Raw genomic sequence first — 19,344 nt, forward strand, 5'->3', positions numbered from 1 at the left:
TTGTGAGAAATGCAGGCTAGACCCTCATCCCGAGTGCTAAAATAACTCTTCCGCTCACCGTTTCTTATCCCCGATCGGGTGATTGAGGCGCACGGGAGTGGCGTTCAAGGAGAATCATGGCTGTAACGGGTGCGGGGTTGGAAGGGGTCGTCGCGACGGATTCGCGGCTGTGCTTTATCGATGGCGACGCGGGAATCCTCAGCTACCAGGGTTACCGTATTGAGACTCTGGCGGAGAACGCCACCTTTGAAGAAGTCATTTTCCTGCTGTGGAATGGACGGCTTCCCCAGCAGTCTGAGCTCGCCACGCTGAAAGCCGCGCTGGTGGCGAACCGCGAACTACCCGCCGCGGTAGAGGCGTTCCTGGCCGGCGTGCCCAAGGGCGCCGGAGCCATGCATGTGCTGCGCACGGCCGTTTCCATGCTCGCGCTGCACGATCCGCTGATCAACGACAACTCCATCGAGGCCAACGAAAAGAAAGCCGTCACGCTGATGGCGCAGACCGCGACCATCGTCACCACTTTCGACCGCTTGCGTAACGGCAAGCCGGTGGTTGCCGGCGATCCGTCGCTCAGCTTCGCGGCGAATTTTCTTTACACTCTCAGCGGCAATCGCCCCGACGACGTCATGCAGCGCACCTTCGACATCGCGCTCACCCTGCACGCCGAGCATGAATTGAATGCCTCCACCTTCGCCGCGCGCGTCACTGCGGCGACGCTTTCCGATATTTACTCCGCCATCACCAGCGGCATCGGCGCTCTGCGCGGTCCGCTGCACGGCGGCGCCAACGAAGAAGTCATCCGCCTGCTGCTCGAAGTGCATTCCGCCGAAGAAGCACTGGCGATGATCAAGGACAAGCTGGAGCACAAGATCAAGATCCCCGGCTTCGGCCACCGCGTGTATCACACCACCGACCCGCGCGCCGCCAGTCTCAAGGGCATGGCCAAGGACCTGGGCGAACGCACCGGACACGAAATCCTGTATCGGATCTCCACGCAAATCGAGCAGTACATCAACCAGAACAAGGGACTGAACGCCAACGTTGATTTTTATTCCGCCTCCACCTACTATTCGCTGGGGATTCCCATCGACCTGTTCACGCCCATCTTCGCCGTCAGCCGCATGTCCGGCTGGACCGCGCACGTGCTCGAGCAATACCGCAACAACCGCCTGATCCGCCCGCGCGCCGACTACACAGGCGCGGAGCCGGGCCAGAAGTGGATCCCCATCGCCGAACGCTAGGCGCGCATGCACGAGCTTTCCTTCTTCCGTCAGAATTTGGACGCGATCGCGCTCCGCCTGGCCGACCGCGGATTCACAGTCGACAGGGAGACCTTCCGGTCGCTCGACACGGAGCGCCGCGCCGCGATCACCGAAGCCGAAAAGCTGCGCGCGGACCGCAACGCTCAGAGCCAGGAGATCGGCAAACTCAGCAAGTCCGGCGCCGATACCACGGAGTTGCGCGAGCGCGTCCGACAGATGGGCGAGCGCATGAAGGAACTCGACCAGAAAGCCGCCGAACTGGAAGCGAATTTGCAGGCCATGATGGCGTCGATTCCCAACGTTCCGCATGCCTCCGTGCCCACCGGGAAATCCGCCGACGACAACGTCGAAGTGCGGCGCTGGGGAACTCCTCCGGAGTTTTCTTTCACGCCGAAAGCTCACTGGGACCTCGGGCCCGAGTTGGGCATCCTCGACTTCGAGCGCGCGGCGAAAATCACCGGCGCCCGCTTCGTGGTCTACAAAGGCCTGGGCGCGAAACTCGAGCGCGCGCTGATCAGCTTCATGCTGGACGTGCACACCCAGCACCACGGCTACACGGAAATGCTGCCGCCGTTCATCGCCAACAAGGACAGCTTCTACGGCACGGGCCAGTTGCCCAAGTTCGAAGCAGATCTGTTCAAACTCGAGGGCACGGATTACTACCTGGTCCCCACCGCCGAGGTTCCCGTCACCAATTACTACCGCGACGAGACACTCGATGCCGACAAGCTCCCCATCAAGTTCTGCGCCTACACTCCGTGTTTCCGCAGCGAAGCCGGCTCTTACGGGCGCGACGTGCGCGGCATCATCCGCCAGCATCAGTTCCAGAAGGTCGAGCTGGTCAAGTTCGCGCCTCCCGAATCGAGTTACGACGAGCTGGAAAGCCTGACCAGCGATGCCGAAGACATCCTGCAGCGCCTGGGACTTCCTTACCGCACGGTGGTTCTGTGCACCGGCGACATGGGCGCGAGTTCCGCTAAGACTTACGACATCGAAGTCTGGCTGCCGGGGCAGAACGCGTACAAAGAAATTTCTTCGTGCTCCAACTTCGAGGCGTTCCAGGCGCGCCGCGCGTCCATCCGAACGAAATCCGGCAAGAAGACGGAATTCGCCCACACGCTGAACGGCAGCGCCCTCGCCGTGGGCCGTACCTGGGTGGCGATCGTCGAGAACTACCAGCAGGCCGACGGCAGCGTCATCATCCCGGAAACCCTGCGCCCGTATATGGGCACCGACATCATTCGCGCGGCGTCATAATAAGCCCATACTCGCCTCTGGCGAGTTGCGCGCTATACGTCAAACTGACGTGACGGCGACATCACGGGAGTAATCTCTCAGAACGCCGCTTCCAGACCACTTGTACGACATGCTGACTATGCGAGCCAAACCGGTTGGATGGGGAGCAATACTACCCGTTCGAGTGCATCGCGGCACTTCAGAACGGCAAAAGTCAAGAACACAGCGCCAAAGGCGATCACCCCACGAACCAGAACCGGGCCCCACTTCTGCAACAAGGGGAGCAAATGACCGGTCCGTGGGAGTGTGTCGTTGTCCACGCAAAGCGACAGCGCGGTGACTTCAACACCAAGCACAACCGCCAGGCAAAGCAACCTTCCCACCAGCGTTTGCGTGAAAAAGCGGACCAAGTCAGGAGTATAGCAACGGATTCAGGAGTGCTTCGCTCACAGCGCGGGATGGCCGATTTCCCGCCGCTCGGCGTTATAGGTCAAGTCAGCGTCAAACCGGCATCACGGGATTTATGACCTGAAGCGTTTCATAGTGCGCTTATTTGGCACGATCCTCATGGTAGGGTACGATTGACAACAGGGGCGCGGATCGCTTCAGGGCGAGCGCTTGAGAAGCAAGGTCCTCAAATAGCAAGGAAAAATGACAATGAAATTGGCACAAGCGGCGTTGCTGTTCAGCATGGCGTCGATGGCGGCCTGGGCCCAGGTCAATGTGGGCGGACAGAAGTCCGAACCCGGTCTGCCCTTCACCATGACCACGGTGAGCACATTTGAACTGCCCTGGCGGCTGGCCTTCCTGCCCGATGGCCGCATGCTGGTCACCGAAAAGATCGGGCCCGTTTGGCTGGTGACCCAGAAGGGAGAGAAGATCCCGGTGGACAATACACCCCCGGTCTACTGGCAGCGCCAGAACGGCATGCTGGGCGTGTTCGTCTCGCCCCATTACGCCACCGACCAGAGTATCTATCTCACCTACGTCGAGCCGGGCGACTACGGCGGCGGCCTGGCGCTGGCCCGCGCCAAGCTGAACGCCACTTCCACCGGGGCTAAACTCGAGAGCGCCAAACTGGAGAACTTCGAAGTGCTGTGGCGGCAGATGCCCAAGGGCAAAGGCGGCCAGGAAGGCGGGCAGATCGCCTTCTCGCCCGACGGCCAGTATCTGTTCCTCACGGTGGGCGACCGCCAGCGCATGACCGCCGCCCAGGATCCCAACCAGCCCGAAGGCAAGATCCTGCGCCTGACGCTGGACGGCAAACCCGCCCCCGGCAATCCTCACGCGGGCAAGACCGGCGCGGCCAGCATTCCCCTGATCGATCCGCCGCGCGACACCGAAGTCGCCAAGACCGCCCCGGTGGTCAGCACCTATACCTTGCCCGGCCCCAACCTGACGCCGGCTGAAACCTGGACCAGCGGCCACCGCACGCCCTACGGCATGGCGTTTTCGCCCGCCGGCGAATTGTGGGAGGTGGAGCATGGCCCGGCCGGCGGCGACGAGTTGAACCTGATCGAGAAGGGCAAGAATTATGGCTGGCCGCTGGTCTCCTTTGGCCAGAACTATAACGGCGTGCCGATTCCCAACCACGACCTGCGGCCCGACCTGGCAATGCCGGTGATCTATTGGGTGCCGGTAATCGCTCCGGGTAATCTGATGTTCTACCGCGGCACGCAGACCTTCCCGCAATGGAACGGCAGCGGCTTCATCAGCGGCCTGAGGACGATGACGCTCAACCGCATCACCTTTGACGGCCACGGCGGCGCCAAAACCGCCGAGCGCTGGGATGTGGGCCGCCGCATCCGCGATGTGGAACAAGGCCCCGATGGCTCGCTGTGGATGCTGGAAGACGCCAATCCCGGCGCCCTGATCCATGTGACACCCAAGTGATCGCGCGGAAGGCCTTCCTTAGCGAACGATTTTGCAGCGTTCCGTGATGCCGGCTTCCCGGGGGAGCGCGCGCCGCATCTTGGCTCACAGCGCGTGACCGGCGATTTCCGGCCGCGCTATGAGCGCCTTCAGTGGACCGCTACTTGCCCACCAGATGCGCGGCGTCCTTCTCATTCTCGTTGCAGATGTTTTCCAGAATCTCGCTGTCGGCCAGCAGGTGCATGGTGTGCTTCACCGTGAAGGGCTTGGTGTAGGCTTTAGGATCGTCGATGGTCTCCTCGATCTCCAGGCGCCCGAAGTTCAGGCGGCGGAACCGCTCCGTGACGTGCATCGCGCCGGTGTGCGGATGACCCTTGTTCCCGTCCAGCCAGCCCTGATCCTGAAACCCGATGGTGTCCACCACCAGCGCGTCGCCTTCCCATTTCCCCACCGAGTAGCCCAACCAGGCCGGCTGCGGATCCTTGGGCAGCGGGCGGCCATCGGTGAAGATCTGCCGGAATATGTAACCGGTTTCATAGAGGATCACCACCAGTCCGGGCAACTGCAGGATCTTGAACGGCCGGTTACCGGAGTTGATCCTGGGCACCACCGGCGGCATGCAGTGCGAGTAGGGATCGTCCTTGCGGTTTTCCTGTTCCCGCTCCCTGGCGAGCGCCGCGGCCCAGGGCTGCATCGGGAGATCCGGCTTGATATCGGCGGCGATGTTTTGAAACAGCCGCCCGCTGTCGATATCGTAGAGCCCGGAGAGGTCCGGTTTGCCGTCCGCCAACTTGGGCGCCGGCGCCGCCAGGTTCGGCTTGCCGTTGGGCAAGCGAGGAATCCCCGCGGTCGGGTAGTCCAGCCACTGAGCAAACGCGGGCGTGGGCAGCATGAACGCGAACGCAGTCACGGCCGCCGTCGAGAGAAATACTCTAGCTTTCATCCGGAACCTCCAGTACAGAGATTATCTTACTCCCTAATTCTCACGCTGAGTGAGAGCATTATCGCAGTGATTAGCCATAGCCGCGGCGGTGCTAACAATCTGTCGGGGTACCGCTTCCAGCACTTGTATGATGCTCCGATTTCACAGTGGGTCGTCATGTGGGCTGTTTGACACTGGCGCGCAGGTGCCCGTAGAGTGGGAGTATGGGCTGCCGAATCGGATCCATTGTCCTTGCCGCCGTGTTTTTCATCCTTCAAAGCGGAGATTGCGTAAGTCTATTCTTCGCGAACAGGCAGGCGCACGATTGCTGCCAGAAGGGGCATTGCAGCCGAAACAACCCCGATTCCTGCTGCCAGGTAAGCGCCAAGATGGACCTGACCCAAGTTCAGGCAAAAGATAAAGTGCAGCTACCTGGCCTTGTCGCACTGCTGGTTCTATCGGCGTGGACGCAGCCGGTTATCTTTTCGTCTATGACTGATTTGTGGCCGCGTTATAGAACGGCGTTCGCGCCATCCCCGCCGGGACAATCCGGCAATTTTTCGCTGCCTCTCCTGGTCTGATCCTCCCAAGCCGTCGCACCAAGCGCCGGAATCCATTCTTCTCGTTCCCTAGTTCCTTTGCCGGGATTTCGTCCCGAGAGACAGATCGGCAATAAAGGTGTTCTATCACTGGATTCGCATACCTAACGACCCTTTTGACGATGGGTGTTACGAAGTCCTGGTGTCGGAGCCCTGGACGCCCGCTTGAGCACGATGTGATAACCCGCTTGAACGTGGCCTCGGTAATCTGTACAAGCCCCAAATCTCAAACTGCTGGAACGGGCTGCGGCGGAAGTTAAAGCGCGTCCCAGTCGCTATCGATTTTGCTTATCGGAAAAACCGCACAATCGTGTGGGGGGGGATTGATGTACAGAGACGTGACCCAATGGACAAGGATTCGACGGCGCGTACTAACCGGAGGTGTCTCTCAGAGACGGATTACAAGGGAAACGGGAATCTCCCGACAGACGGTTCAGAAGATGATCGAATTCCCCATTCCTCCCGGATATCAAAGAACGAGAGTGACTGATAGGCCCAAACTACAGCTGGTTGCTGGATTGATCTACGGGATCGTCAAGGAAGACCAGGGCAAGCCGAAAAAGCAAAGGCGCACAGCCAGCCAGATATGGATATGGCTGAAGGAAAGGCATGATTTTACCGGTGGTTATACAATCGTCAAGAAATACGCGCGAGAAGCACGCCGAACCGCCATTGGCTCAAATAGCAACCCCGCACATCTTGCCCTTAATCAGGACACATTTGATTTCGCAGACCCGGCCGAGCTCACTTATGAGTTCATTCAGTCCGTATCCAAAACAAGGGCGATTAGGCTGCTTCGTGTGATGTTCGGTAGTGGCAAACCACAGGCCCACGACGTGGAAAGGCCGAACCCCTCGCTGGAGCCTTTCGCGAAAAAGGAAACTCGCAGCACGAGGAAGCTGAGGGCGAGGCAGGAGGCGTTTGATTGGATGCGCAAGGTCCTTCAGGGCGAGACGTCGCTCAACGCACTGGCTGGAGAATTGGGCGGACTCTCGGACTTAAATGAACTTCTGACTGTGGTCACGGAAGGGCGGCTCTCTGATCGTAACCGGGCTTTGGCCGTGCTTGCCCGAGAAAGAGGGTTTAGCATCAGCGATGTTCGTGGTTTCCTGAATTGCGCCAAGGACTCTGTCCTGAAATACTGCAGGCGCTACCACGAGGGTGGCGCTGAATTGCTGATGGCTGGAAAGACTTCACGCACGACCAAGTTCGATAAGGAGTCCAATAAGCAGGCAGTTTTTTCCTTGCTCCACACCCCACCGTCCACCTACGCAATCAACCGAACCACGTGGAGGATGGCCGATCTGAAAGAGGTTCTACGAATGCAAGGCCTATTGCTTAGTAAGAATGTCATTCGCACGATTCTCAAAGAAGCTGGTTACAAATGGCGCAGTGCCCGCGTCGTACTCACCAGCAGGGACCCTGAGTACCGGGGCAAAGTGGAAGGCATCAAGAAAATCCTGTCCGAACTCGGCCGAGACGAAGCCTTTTTCTCGATCGACGAATACGGCCCGTTTGCGGTAAAGAAAAAGGGAGGGGTGAAGCGAGTAGCCCCTGGCGAAGAATATGTGGTTCCGCAATGGCAGAAGTCAAAAGGATGGATGATCCTTACAGCCGCTCTTGAGCTAGCAAGAAACCAAGTGACCCATTTCTATTCTCGGGCTAAGAATACCGAGGAAATGATCAAAATGGCGAATCTCCTGCGCGCTCAGTACCGTACTTGCAGGACGATCTATCTATCGTGGGATGCAGCCTCGTGGCATATTTCGAAGAAGTTGATCGCTCACTTAGAAAAGCTCAATCAGGAATCAGAGCGAGATGGCTACCCCATTGTGAAGACCGCGCCACTGCCCGCTGGAGCACAATTCCTGAATGTAATCGAGTCGGTGTTTAGTGGAATGGCTAGAGCAATCATTCATAACAGCGACTACCCTTCCACAGAGGCTGCCCAGAGCGCTATCGGCCTCTACTTCACCGAGAGAAACGCACACTTCTCTAAACACCCCAATCGGGCAGGCAAAAAGATCTGGGGAAAAGAGCGGGTACCCAGCGAATTTATGGAAGGGCAAAACTGCAAAGACCCGCTGTATCGGTAACGCCCGAGTTCCATTGCAGACTGAAACCAACACAGATCTATTTGGACGTATAGGTATCTCCGTAGAAGTGACTGCCTATTTGAACTCCCAGGGGTGGGTCAACTTTAGCGGCTCTATTGCTTACCCCGGCGAGCGAATGCTTAGATTTGGACGAACGGGTTTGCTGCTGGCGGCAGCGGTTATGATGGCGGGTCAGGCGGTGGCGCAACCCGCGCTCACCACCATCCAGGATATTCTCTACCGCGCCGACGGAAGCCGCTTCAACGGCACCATGTTTGTGCGCTGGAACAGTTTTCTGGCGGGCGACACTTCCAACGTCGCGACGGCGAATCTCACCCTGCCCATCGTCAACGGGGTTCTGAACGTGCGTCTGGTGCCTACGACTACCGCGACAGCCGGGGCGCAGTACACCATCACTTACAACAGCAGCGGCCAAAATCAGTTCACCGAAATCTGGGCCGTGCGGCCCAGCGCCGTCAGGCTGCGCGTGCGCGACGTTCGCCTGTCCACGGGAACCGTCGTGGGACCGCCGGCGGTGACGACCCCGATGCTAATCGGAGACGTGGTGGGCTTGTCCGACGCGCTGGCCTCGCGTCCCCTGCAAGGCGCCGGCTTCGGCCTGGGGCGGACCGCTGTGATCAATTCCTCCGGACAGATTGACGCCGCGGCCGGCCGTCTGGGCGACTGCGTGCGCGTGGATGGCAGTGCGGGCGCCTGCGGAGCGTCAGGCGGCATCGTGCCTCTGTTTTCCGACGCCGAGCCGATGAGCGGCGCCATCAACGGCGTGAATACGGCGTTTACTTTGCTGCACGCACCTTCGCCCATCGACAGCCTGAGCGTGTTCCGCAACGGCCTGCTGATGAAGCACGGCTACGACTACGCGATTGCCGGCGCCACCGTCACTTTCTTTGCCGGAGCGGTGCCGCAAGCCGGCGACCAACTGCTGGCCAGCTACCGCTACGCCAATCCCAACGACCCGCTGGCTACACTCACGGCGGCCCAGGTGGTTTGCAGCAGCGCCGGCAGTAGCACCAGCGCGACGGCACTCACGCAGCTCGGCACCTGCAGCATTCCCAGTGCGCTCTTAAACACCGGCGACCGCATCGAAGTTCAGTTCCACTATGGGCACACCGGCACGGCGACCGCTTTCACCGGAGAAGTCCGCTGGGGAGCGGCAACGGCGCTTACCCGCACCTCGGTCGCCGCGGAAACGGCCCTGACCGGGCGCCTTACCTTCGCGATTCTGGCCGCCGGCCAATCCTTCGACGTCCAGAGCTGGGGCAACAGCTTTGCCCTCGCCAATGCCGTTGGCCTGATGACCGCCGATACCACCCAGAATCTGACCATCTCCCTGGACGGCCAAATGGCGGCTGCTACCGCCGACAGCGTGACTCTGCGCAACTTCACGGTGATCCGCTATCCGGCGCAGAGCAATCCGTAAGCACCGGCCACTCAGAGGAACACCTGAGACGAGTGCTATGGAAACCAGCCAGTACTCATAAGTAAGGGGTTTTCAAAACTCGACTCGGGTATTATTACTCTTGTGAATTTTTCATAAGTCGCGCAACATGAAGATGCAGTCGAATCCAGTAGCGAGAGGTTGACTATGAAAGCGCTATTTTATGCGGTGGCCCATAAGCTCCGAAATGACATCCGGGGCCAGGATCTGGTGGAGTACGCCCTGATGGCAGGATTCGTCGCAGTTGCCGGCGGCGTCATTTTCCCGGCCACGCTGATGCCTGGCGTCAGCACGATCTTCTCGAAGCTGGACAACTACTTTGCCCAGGCCGCCAGCCAAGGAAGTTAGCGCGTTCCGCGCCAGTGCTATTCTGAACGCAGCCTGTGACTGCTGCGTCCCCTGCCCGGCAAATTTCATTCGACATTCTCAAGAAAGTACGTGGAGGCGGCTACGCCTCCGATCTGTTGCGCCTCGCTTCTGCCGGCCTGGATGCCAGAGATGCCGCGCTGGCTGAATCCATTGTCTTCGGATGCCTGCGTCGGCAAAGCCAGCTCGATTTTCTGCTCGGCCTCTACTCCGGCCGTGCTTCCCAAAAACTCGATGGCGAAGTGCGCATCGCTCTCCACATGGGCATCTTTCAGTTGCGCTACCTGGACCGCATCCCAGCGCACGCCGCCGTTGCCGAGAGTGTCGAACTGGTAAAGCGCGCACGCAAGCGTTCCGCCACTGGATTGGTCAACGCGATCCTGCGCAAAGTGAATCGCGAGCCCGTCACCTGGCCGGATCGAGCAACGGAGTTGTGCACGCCCGAGTGGCTGCTGCAACATTGGGAACAGCAATACGGAATGTCGGCCGCCGAAGGCATCGCCCGAGCCGCACTGGAGGAGCCGGAGGCCCACCTGAATCCCGTAACCGGACGCCGGCAGGATATTGGAGCGCAAGCCATCGTACCGCTGTTGGGGATCCGCCCCGGCATGAGCATCCTGGATCTCTGCGCCGCTCCCGGTAATAAGACCGCGCAGGCGTTGGCCGCGGGAGGGAACGTGACCGCCTGCGACCGCTATTTCCGCCGCCTGAAGGAAGTCCCTGGGGAAGCCGCGCGCGTGGCCCTGGATGCGGCCGAACCTCTTCCCTTCTCCGCAAAATTTGACCGGATTCTAGTCGACGCCCCTTGTTCGGGAACGGGCACTCTGTCCCGCAACCCCGAAATCAAATGGCGCCTGCGGCCGGCCGAGCTGGCCGATTTCGCCTCCCGCCAGCGCAAGATGGTAAGGAACGCCCTGGAGTGCCTCGCTCCCGGTGGGAAATTGGTGTACTCAACCTGCTCTTTGGAGCGTCAGGAGAACGAAGCTGTGGTGGCCGGGTTTCCGGTGACGGAAATCCTCCATCGCATGCCCGGCCGCGACCCGGGCGACGGCTTCTTCGCGGCGGTGATAACACCGTGATAACATTGAATTAAGCCCGCGATTGTTATGGCTGAAATCCTCCCTTCGATACTCTCCGCCGATTTCGCGCGCCTAGGCGAGCAGTTAAGCGTCCTGGAGCAGGCCGGGTGCGGGATGGTTCACGTGGACGTGATGGACGGCCATTTCGTGCCCAATATCACGCTGGGACCGCCGGTGGTGGCGTCCCTGCGCAAGGCCACGCGGATGACCCTGGATGTCCACTTGATGATTTCCGATCCGGACCGCTACGCGCCGCTCTTCATCGAAGCCGGTGCGGACCAGGTGAGCGTGCACCAGGAGACTTGCCCGCACCTGGACCGCACTGTCAAAATGATTCAAGGCCTCGGTGCGCGGGCGGGCGTGGTCGTCAATCCCGCGACGTCCGTCGACACGCTGGATGACGTGCTGGGGTTCGTCGATTTTGTCTTGATCATGAGTGTCAATCCGGGTTTTGGCGGACAAACGTTTATCCCTGACACGCTGGACAAGGTACGGCGGTTGGCGGCGCGCAAGCGGGAACGGGGTTTGACGTTCCCCATCGAGATCGACGGCGGCGTGACGCGCGATAATGTGGGGGAAGTCGTGCGGGCGGGCGTCGAATGGGTGGTGGCGGGATCGGCGGTTTTCGGAAACGGAAGCCCGGCCGTGAACGTCACGGAGAATTTCAACCAGTTGCGGCAGCAGGCTCGCGCTGCTGAAATGGTTCGTGTTTAATAGAAGGGTGGCTATGTTTCCTACTGCAAAACGATTGAGTTTGGCGGGCCTGGCGGCGGTGCTCCTGCTTTCCGCGGGCTGCGGTTTCCATCGCAAAAAATACGAGAACCCCATCACCAAGGACACCGAGCAGCCCGACAAAGTTCTCTTCGATAAGGCCATCCGCGACATCGAGAAGACGCGCTACGAAGTCGCGCGGCTAACGCTGAACACGCTCATCAACACCTATGACTCGAGCGAATTTCTGGCCAAGGCCAAGCTCGCCATCGCCGATAGCTGGATGCGGCAGGCAGGCACCGAGGGTTTGGCCCAGGCGGAGGCCGAATACAAAGATTTTCAGTTGTTCTATCCGACCATGCCGGAAGCTCCCGAAGCCCAGGCCAAGATTTGCGAGATCCATTTCCAGCAGATGGAAAAGGCCGACCGCGACCCCAACAACGCTTTGCGCGCCGAGCAGGAGTGTCGGGACCTGCTTGTGAAGTATCCCAACACCAAGTTTGCGCCGCAAACCACGCAAAGGCTGCGCGAGATTCAGGAAGTTCTCGCCGAGGCCGAGATGACCGCGGGGGATTTCTACCACCACAAAGGCGCGTTCTCAGCGGCGGCCAACCGGCTGAACGGACTGGTGGGCCAGTATCCGCTGTATAGCCATGCCGACGCAGCTCTCTGGAAAGAAGGCGACTCCTATTCGCACATGGGCGCCCGCTTCCGCCAGAAAGCCGGCGAGGCGTACGCCAAGATCGTGCGCGATTATCCGCTGAGCGAATATGCCGACGCGGCCAAGCAAAAATTGAAAGAGATGGAGATGACGGTGCCCGAAGCCGATCCCGTGGCGGTGGCGCGCATGAAGTTTGAAGCGGCCAACCATGTGGAGCCGGGCATGATTCATAAAGCCATGTCATTTCTCCACCACGGTCCCGAGGTGAGTGAGGCCGCCAAGAGCGGCACGCCCACCATGAATCCGCCGCCTCGTGAGATTCCAGAAACGGTGCCGAAGCCTGCCGACGCGGGCGGCTTTACGGGTGACGTGACTGTCGCGCCGGTCACCGGAACATCCGCTCTGGATACCCAACCCGACGCGCGGACTCCTTCCGCTCCCGCCGATTCCACGGCCAAGCCGGCCGCGACGGCGCCGCCCGCGGATACCGCGACGTCCAATGACGGTAAGGGCAACGGCAAGAATAACCGGAAGCAGAAAAAATAGTTCCCCATGGGTAGGATCCCGCGGGCCCCGGCATGAGCTTGATTTTGTTAGCGGACGACAGCCCTCACGCGCTGAGAATGGGTGAGCAGATCCTGCGCGAAGAAGGCTACGAAGTGGTCTGCGCCGCCAGCGGGGCGGACGCCACCCGGTGGCTGGCCGCGGTACATCCGGACGTGGTCATCGCCGATGCGTTTCTGCCCGGATGGACGGGCGCCGACTCATGCCCCCAGGTGAAAGCCGCCAGTCGGCACACGCGCGTGATTTTGACCGCTGGGGCGCTGGAAACCTGCGACCATGCCGCGGCCAAGAGAATGGGCGGAGACGCATTTCTGCGCAAACCGTTTGAAGCCTCCGTGGTCGCGGCGGTGGTGGCTCCCCTGGTTCGCGAGGCGGGCCTGGACAAGTCCACCGCTGCCCCGGACCGGAGCGAGGAGATCCAGGCTCTGGTGGCGCGCGCGGTGGAAGAAGAGCTCCCCCGCATGGTCGAGGAAATCACGCGCAAGGTGCTGCTGGCGCTGCCCCGCTGACGTCTTATACTCAAAATCAAATATGCCTGACAACAGTTTTGACATCGTTTCGAAAATCGAATTGCCGGAAGTCGGCAATGCCGTGCAGCAAGCCGTGAAGGAGATCCTGCAGCGCTTTGACCTGAAGGACAGCCATTCGTCGATTGAGCTGAGCGAGAAGGAGAACAAGATCCTGCTGCACAGCTCCGACGAGTTCAAATTGAAGGCCATCACCGATGTACTGCAGGCCAAGCTGGTCAAGCGGAATGTGCCCTTGAAAGGCCTGAACTACGGAACCATTACCCCGGCCGCGGGCTCCAGCGTGCGCCAGGAGATCACCTTGCAGCAGGGGATCGCCATCGAGAAGGCCCGCGACATCGTCAAGCGGATCAAGGACAGCAAGCTGAAGGTGCAGGCCTCGATTCAAGGCGACTTCGTGCGCGTGTCAGGAAAAGACCGTGACTCTTTACAGCAGGTGATCGCTCTGCTGCGCGGAGCCGACTTCGGCATCGACATGCAGTTCACCAACTACCGCACCAATTAGAGAATGCCCCGGCGCATCGAAAGCCTGTTCATTCCCGGCCCCGCCGGGCGGCTGGAGGCGTTGCTGGAAGAACCCGAAGACGCCGCGCCCACTGGTGCAGCTCTGGTCTGCCATCCTCATCCGCAGCACGGCGGGACCATGCACAACAAAGTGGTTTATCGCGTGGCGCGGGGCCTGCGCGCGGCGGGCAACGCCGTATTGCGCTTCCATTATCGCGGGGTCAATCTGAGCGAAGGCAGCTACGCCCAAGGAGAGGGAGAACTGGACGACGCCCGGGCGGCGCTAGATCTCTTGCGAGCCCGCTATCGGGAGCTGCCATTGACCCTCGCCGGATTCTCGTTCGGCGCCCGCGTCGTGCTCCGCCTGGGTTCGGCTCCTGATTCGGGCACCGCCGCGCGGCGGGTGGTCGCCGTTGGATTTCCAGCCGTCTACGCGGACCGCTCCAGCCTGGAGGAGACTTCCGCACCGCGCATATTCGTTCACAGCACCCGCGACCAATACGGATCAGTGGAGGAACTCACGGCGATTGTCGGCCGGCTCAGCGAGCCCAAGCAGCTTATCCTGATCGAAGCGGAAGATCACTTCTTCGCGGGGGCGCTCGACCGGCTGGAGGAAGCGATCGCGGGATTAGAAACGGGAGCGGAGCGGACTCCGCGGGCTTAGGATGCCGGCTTGCGGCGGAGCTTCAGCGCCGCCAGTCCCGCAAGACCGAGGCCCATCATCCCCAGCGTAGCCGGCTCGGGTGTCGCCACGGGTCCCTGGGCGAGGAATTCGGCGTCGCTGCCGGCTCCATTATTCGTCGCCAGATAGATGGTTTGCCGCACCCAGATGCGGTTGGTGGAAGCGATGCCCAAGTACACCGGCCCATCGAGACTGATGTTATTGCCGCTCAGCGTGCCCAGCGCCGAAACGCCGGTGGGATTCGCCGCGCAAGCAGCTGAAACTCCACTACCGCAGGTGTCCAGATACGCAACGGCCGTGGTGGTATTGGCATGGCTATGGACCGATCCGTACAGATCCACCCAAACGAAATTTCCCGGGCTGGTCACCAGATAAGTGATCGTCACCGTCAAGGATTGATTCTTCCCGGAAACACAAAAGCTGCCCAACGTGCAGGGGGGGCACGATACCGGTGTCAAACTGAATACCAACACCGTTCTGGGATACATTGACGGTGTTTGTATCCGGAACCACCGTGGTGTTGGATCCAAATGTGACCCCGTTGATGGACGTGGCAGCATTCGTCCCGGCAACGGTGGAGACGGCAAAATTCGAAAACGTGAGCCCCCCGTTCGTGATGGTACCGCCGGGAAGTCCGGCGATAGTAGTGGCGAATCCCGGGAGCCCGCACGCTAGCACCATCAGTACTAGAAACTTCATTTTCATTCGTCTAACCAGCTCCGATCCTAGCCCATCGAGGAAATAGAGATATCCCTATTTCTTACATTGTACTACAGGAAAGTCCTCATGATCAATGAGAAACCTTTGCCCTAAGTACTATCAGGGAAGATGGTTAAGGGGTTTTCACACACCTGCCAGGCGGAGCTCACGCTCCATGCGGCGGGTGGCGCGCTCACTAATTAACGTAGCGACTTTGCTGAGCAGGCCAGGAACATCTTCTGGCTTTATTAGTATAGAGTTACGGCTGCTAGCATCGACCGGGGGATAGTTTTGGTAAGTGGTAAGCAGCGCGGTCGCGGGCTTGTAATTCATGATCTTGGCATGCGCCAGAACCTGCAAGCCAGCCTTGGGGGATTCGAGCTGCATGTCACTCAAAACCAGCTCGTATTCCCCTTCATCAAGCTTGCCGACCGCCTCGGCTGCGCTGGCCGCAGAATCCACCCAGTAGCCACCGGCTTCCAGAACGGTCTTGAGCGTCAAACGCGAAGCCGGATCGTCATCGACAAGTAAGACACGAGCCAAGTCGTAATCGAAGCTACGGGGCAACGAATTCATGCTGAGACTCGGTCCAGAACTCTACTTAGGTCCGGGACCAGTTATAGTCTAACCCAGCGCCGGTAATTTGCCACCCACTGTTTTGACTAGTACTCGTGCCAGCGTAGTAACACGAATGCAATCAGCTTATTGCGGGAACACGCGAGCGAAGATGCGGTCCACGTGGAGCAAGTAACGGTCCACGGAAAAGGCCTTGTGAATCTGTACAACCGATAGATAGGAAAGAATTTCTTTATCGGACTCCACCGCCGCGCTAAAATCCCCGTCCGCTTCCCAGGCCTGCATGGCATGGGTCTGTACCACTTTGTACGCCTGCTCGCGGAGCATGCCCGCGGCAGCCAGGTCCAGCAGAAGCTGCCCGGAAAAGATCAGCCCGCGCGTGCTTTCGAGATTCGCTTGCATGCGGTCGGGATACACGCGCATGCCGTCGATCAACCAGATTGATTTGGCCAGCAGGTAGTCGACCAGGATCGCGGAATCCGCTAGGATCACGCGCTCAGCCGACGAGTGAGAAATGTCGCGCTCGTGCCACAGCGCGATGTTCTCGATGGCAGGCATGAGATTGCCGCGCACCACGCGCGCCAGGCCGCAGATTTGTTCGCAGGTGACCGGGTTGCGTTTGTGCGGCATGGCGGAAGAACCTTTTTGCCCGGCCGTGAAGGGTTCTTCGGCTTCGCGCACCTCGGTGCGCTGCAGGTGGCGCACTTCCAGCGCGATTTTTTCGAGTGTGGCCGCGATGAGCGCCAGCGAAGAGATCCATGCCGCGTGACGGTCGCGCGCGATCACCTGGGAAGCGATATCGGCGGGCTTCAGTCCCAGACGCGCGCAGATTTTTTCCTCGGCCTCCGGCCCAATATGGCCGAAGACACCGACGGCGCCGGAGATCTTGCCCACGCGCAAGTCTTCCGATGCCGCATCCAAGCGGGCCAGGTTGCGCCGCATCTCATCGTAGAAGAGAGCCAGCTTGAGCCCAAACGTGATGGGCTCGGCGTGAATGCCGTGCGTGCGGCCGATCTGCGGCGTGTGCTGGAACTCGAACGCCCGGCGCTTGAGGGATTCGAGCAAAGCCTCGACTCCCTTCCGTAGCAGCGCCGAAGCCTCCTGCAGCACCAGGGCCTGCGCGGTGTCGACGACGTCGTTCGAGGTGAGTCCGTAGTGCAGCCAGCGCGACGCATCGGCTTGGCCGGCGGCGGCCATTTTCCCGGCGACCGCGGTGGTGAAGGCGATCACGTCGTGCTTCACTTCAAGCTCAATCTCATGGATGCGCGCGACATCGAACGCGGCATGTTGCCGCAAGGCGCGCGCGGCATCCGCCGGAATTTCACCCGTCTCGGCCAGAGCTTCACTAGCGGCCAGTTCGACTTCGAGCCATTGCGCGAAGCGGTTTTCGTCACTGAAGATGCGGCCCATTGCGGGCCGTGTATAACGAGGGATCATGGGTTTTCAATAGTGGAAGGTTTCCGTGGGTTGCGCGGGCTCGGCCACCACCAGCTTGGTGGACCTCATTCCGAGCGCTTCGACCGCCGCCTGGCGGACCAGAACCGGATGATTATTCTGCGCGCTCAAGTGGCCCAGGATCAGAGTCGAGGTGCGGGAATCCAGGTCTTCACGAATAAAAGAGCAGGCGACGTCATTGGATAGATGCCCGTTGCGGCCCATGATGCGCTGCTTCAGCGCCCACGGGTAGGAACCGACCTTCAGCATGTTCAGGTCGTGGTTGGATTCCAGCAGCAGCAGGTCGCAGCCGCGCAGATGGAAGCGGATGGAATCCGGCATGTAGCCCAGATCGGTGGCGATCGCCACCTTGATCCCTTCGGCTTGGAACGAGAACCCCACGGGGTCCGCCGCATCATGGGGAATCGTGAAGCTGGTCACGTCGATGTCGCCCACGGTGAAGCTGGAGCCGGCCGCGAACATTTCCAGTTTCGGCGCGTAGGTTTGCTCGGCCCACGGCGTGTCTTCGCCAAAGATAGCGGGCGCGGTGAGCCGTGACACGTAAATCGGGATATCCAGTTTCTTGGCGATGGTGTGCAGCCCGGCGATGTGGTCGCTGTGCTCGTGGGTGATCAGGATGGCGGTGAGGGATTCGGGCGCCGTGCCGGCCGCGGCGAGCCGCTCAAACGTTTCCTTGCGCGAAAGGCCGGCGTCGATCAACAGCCGCGTGCGCTCGGTGGCAACCAGCGTGGAGTTACCTGAACTGGACGATGCGAGAACGGAAACTTTGACCAGGGGCGCTCCTTCTTCCTTATTCAATTAGAACTGGAAACACGCGGAGGAGCAAGGCCGCATCACCTGTACTTAGCGGGAGACGACGCCGCCTGCATGGACCTGAGGCTATAGTAATTTGGGCATTGCGCGCCAGTACCAATTGCGCTCACCTGGTGTACCGATCGTACTCCCTGAAATTCCACCCGTGGTTCCATTTTCCGCGCTCGACACCAGCGCTACTCTATGTTCGAAAAAGACGTTCGAGAAAGACGTTAGCCGAATTCGCCTGGATTTGCGTATGTGGAATTGGAATAACCCAACGTCGTGTCTGCTTTGCAAAAGGCCGCTGAGCTTCCCCTTACGTCTATTCGGTCAGAAGTGTTGCTCGCGTGCGCACGAGCAAGAGTATGCCGCACGAGAGAACCGTCTTGCCACACAGCGCCTTGAAGAGATCAAGTCCCGCGTCTGTTTCGGATCGCAGTAGAATCGCTTCCTTGCCAAGCACTGGAGAAGCTCCTTCCACAGGGAGGCCGGGCGCAGGCCATGCAGAGCGCCGCGGAGTCCCGGTAGTGCTGACACGACTGCACAAGAAGACGACGTTGTCCGAACGGGAGGTGGAAGACCTGGTGGGTGTTCCCGTGATTCGCGTGTTCCCCAATGACTATCACGCGGTCCAGCAGGCGCTGGACAGTGGAACGCTGCTACCGCCAACATCGCAACTGGGCACGGCGTTCGCGGATTTAGCCGATGCTCTGGTGGCGCGGAAATCGCCGACCAAGGCGGATTCCTACAAGCGAAAGTTCTTGGAGTTCGTCGGGCCTACGGCATAGCTTCGCCGATCCAACGGCTAAGCCCGCTCCGTTGCTCCGGCACTCGACATTCGACGGGCTTTTTGGTCAGATGGGAAGCGCCATGAACCTTTCTGTCCTCCATCGTGTTTTGGCGCCTTTGGTGGTGCCGCTTGTGTGCAGCGTGTTCAGCCCCATCGCGCAGGGCGCCATACAGACAGTCGTCGATACCGATGAAATGCGGACCGCGCCGGTTCCCCACCGCTACCTGCATGGCGTCATTCTCGATGATGCCAAGTTCCAAATGCTCCTGCCCGCCGCGTGGAACGGGAAAGTCGTCATTTTCACGCGCGGGTTCTCGGGAACGGAATTGACCACGGGCGGGTTCCAAAAAGCCGCCCTCGCAAAAGGGTATGCATTCGCCTCCAGTAACGAGGGGTGGAGCCGGGTCACGATCAAGGACCACCCGGAGGACTCCTATTACGAATCGCGGCAGCGTCTGTTCGAGCTCACTCTCTATACGAATGCGACGG

At 60.1% G+C, this 19,344-nt stretch carries 19 protein-coding genes; 14 read left to right on the forward strand and 5 right to left on the reverse strand.

Features of this window, described 5'->3' with window-relative positions; translation table 11 throughout:
* Window positions 1-116 precede the first annotated feature (116 nt).
* From EXQ56_12970 to EXQ56_12980, 3 genes are all read left to right on the forward strand, one after another.
* A complete protein-coding gene (locus EXQ56_12970; protein MSO21342.1) occupies window positions 117-1,241 on the forward strand; it encodes a citrate synthase in 1,125 nt (374 codons plus the stop codon).
* A gap of 6 nt (window positions 1,242-1,247) precedes the next feature.
* Window positions 1,248-2,519 carry a serine--tRNA ligase gene (locus tag EXQ56_12975; protein ID MSO21343.1) on the forward strand — a complete coding sequence of 424 codons (1,272 nt, stop codon included), beginning with the start codon at window positions 1,248-1,250 and terminating at the stop codon, window positions 2,517-2,519.
* A 636-nt stretch (window positions 2,520-3,155) separates the two neighbouring features.
* On the forward strand, window positions 3,156-4,391 hold the full coding sequence (locus tag EXQ56_12980) for a PQQ-dependent sugar dehydrogenase (protein MSO21344.1): 1,236 nt from the start codon (window positions 3,156-3,158) through the stop codon (window positions 4,389-4,391).
* A 139-nt stretch (window positions 4,392-4,530) separates the two neighbouring features.
* Here the strand turns inward: EXQ56_12980 and EXQ56_12985 are convergent, their stop codons facing one another.
* Window positions 4,531-5,313: a hypothetical protein gene (locus EXQ56_12985; protein ID MSO21345.1), complete on the reverse strand. Its 783-nt coding sequence runs from the start codon at window positions 5,311-5,313 to the stop codon at window positions 4,531-4,533.
* Window positions 5,314-6,952: 1,639 nt separating this feature from the next.
* Between EXQ56_12985 and EXQ56_12990 the strand changes: the two genes are divergently transcribed.
* From EXQ56_12990 to EXQ56_13030, 9 genes are all read left to right on the forward strand, one after another.
* Complete coding sequence (locus tag EXQ56_12990; protein ID MSO21346.1) at window positions 6,953-7,987, forward strand: IS630 family transposase; 1,035 nt, start codon at window positions 6,953-6,955, stop codon at window positions 7,985-7,987.
* A gap of 136 nt (window positions 7,988-8,123) precedes the next feature.
* The gene (locus EXQ56_12995; GenBank protein ID MSO21347.1) at window positions 8,124-9,428 is read left to right on the forward strand and encodes a hypothetical protein; all 1,305 of its coding nucleotides are present in this window, start codon (window positions 8,124-8,126) and stop codon (window positions 9,426-9,428) included.
* Between the two features lie 165 nt (window positions 9,429-9,593).
* Complete coding sequence (locus EXQ56_13000; GenBank protein MSO21348.1) at window positions 9,594-9,794, forward strand: hypothetical protein; 201 nt, start codon at window positions 9,594-9,596, stop codon at window positions 9,792-9,794.
* A 35-nt stretch (window positions 9,795-9,829) separates the two neighbouring features.
* A complete protein-coding gene (locus tag EXQ56_13005; GenBank protein MSO21349.1) occupies window positions 9,830-10,891 on the forward strand; it encodes a hypothetical protein in 1,062 nt (353 codons plus the stop codon).
* Between the two features lie 27 nt (window positions 10,892-10,918).
* Window positions 10,919-11,605, forward strand: coding sequence for a ribulose-phosphate 3-epimerase (locus EXQ56_13010; GenBank protein MSO21350.1), 687 nt, complete (start codon window positions 10,919-10,921; stop codon window positions 11,603-11,605).
* Window positions 11,606-11,618: 13 nt separating this feature from the next.
* Entirely contained in the window at window positions 11,619-12,809 is a 1,191-nt protein-coding gene (gene bamD / locus EXQ56_13015) for an outer membrane protein assembly factor BamD (protein MSO21351.1), read from the forward strand.
* A 32-nt stretch (window positions 12,810-12,841) separates the two neighbouring features.
* Window positions 12,842-13,336, forward strand: coding sequence for a response regulator (locus tag EXQ56_13020; protein ID MSO21352.1), 495 nt, complete (start codon window positions 12,842-12,844; stop codon window positions 13,334-13,336).
* Between the two features lie 22 nt (window positions 13,337-13,358).
* Window positions 13,359-13,859: a YajQ family cyclic di-GMP-binding protein gene (locus tag EXQ56_13025; GenBank protein MSO21353.1), complete on the forward strand. Its 501-nt coding sequence runs from the start codon at window positions 13,359-13,361 to the stop codon at window positions 13,857-13,859.
* Between the two features lie 3 nt (window positions 13,860-13,862).
* Window positions 13,863-14,522, forward strand: coding sequence for a hypothetical protein (locus EXQ56_13030; GenBank protein MSO21354.1), 660 nt, complete (start codon window positions 13,863-13,865; stop codon window positions 14,520-14,522).
* Here EXQ56_13030 and EXQ56_13035 read toward each other — a convergent pair.
* The 4 genes from EXQ56_13035 to EXQ56_13050 all read right to left on the reverse strand — a co-directional run bounded on the left by EXQ56_13035 (window position 14,519) and on the right by EXQ56_13050 (window position 18,044).
* Window positions 14,519-15,100 (reverse strand): PEP-CTERM sorting domain-containing protein, encoded by a 582-nt coding sequence (locus EXQ56_13035; protein ID MSO21355.1) that lies wholly within the window; start codon window positions 15,098-15,100, stop codon window positions 14,519-14,521. The two genes, EXQ56_13030 and EXQ56_13035, sit on opposite strands and share 4 nt — an antisense overlap.
* A 283-nt stretch (window positions 15,101-15,383) precedes the next feature.
* A complete protein-coding gene (locus EXQ56_13040; protein MSO21356.1) occupies window positions 15,384-15,815 on the reverse strand; it encodes a response regulator in 432 nt (143 codons plus the stop codon).
* 126 nt (window positions 15,816-15,941) lie between these two features.
* The gene (locus tag EXQ56_13045; GenBank protein ID MSO21357.1) at window positions 15,942-17,252 is read right to left on the reverse strand and encodes an adenylosuccinate lyase; all 1,311 of its coding nucleotides are present in this window, start codon (window positions 17,250-17,252) and stop codon (window positions 15,942-15,944) included.
* A gap of 6 nt (window positions 17,253-17,258) precedes the next feature.
* Window positions 17,259-18,044 (reverse strand): MBL fold metallo-hydrolase, encoded by a 786-nt coding sequence (locus EXQ56_13050; protein MSO21358.1) that lies wholly within the window; start codon window positions 18,042-18,044, stop codon window positions 17,259-17,261.
* 548 nt (window positions 18,045-18,592) lie between these two features.
* Here EXQ56_13050 and EXQ56_13055 point away from each other — a divergent pair.
* Together EXQ56_13055 and EXQ56_13060 are read left to right on the forward strand one after the other, a co-directional pair.
* The gene (locus EXQ56_13055; GenBank protein ID MSO21359.1) at window positions 18,593-18,853 is read left to right on the forward strand and encodes a hypothetical protein; all 261 of its coding nucleotides are present in this window, start codon (window positions 18,593-18,595) and stop codon (window positions 18,851-18,853) included.
* An 82-nt stretch (window positions 18,854-18,935) separates the two neighbouring features.
* Window positions 18,936-19,344, forward strand: a 409-nt coding sequence (locus EXQ56_13060; protein MSO21360.1) for a hypothetical protein, incomplete at its 3' end; no start/stop codon positions are given.

This window comes from Acidobacteriota bacterium (assembly GCA_009691245.1).
Classification (GTDB): Bacteria; Acidobacteriota; Terriglobia; order 2-12-FULL-54-10; family 2-12-FULL-54-10; genus SHUM01.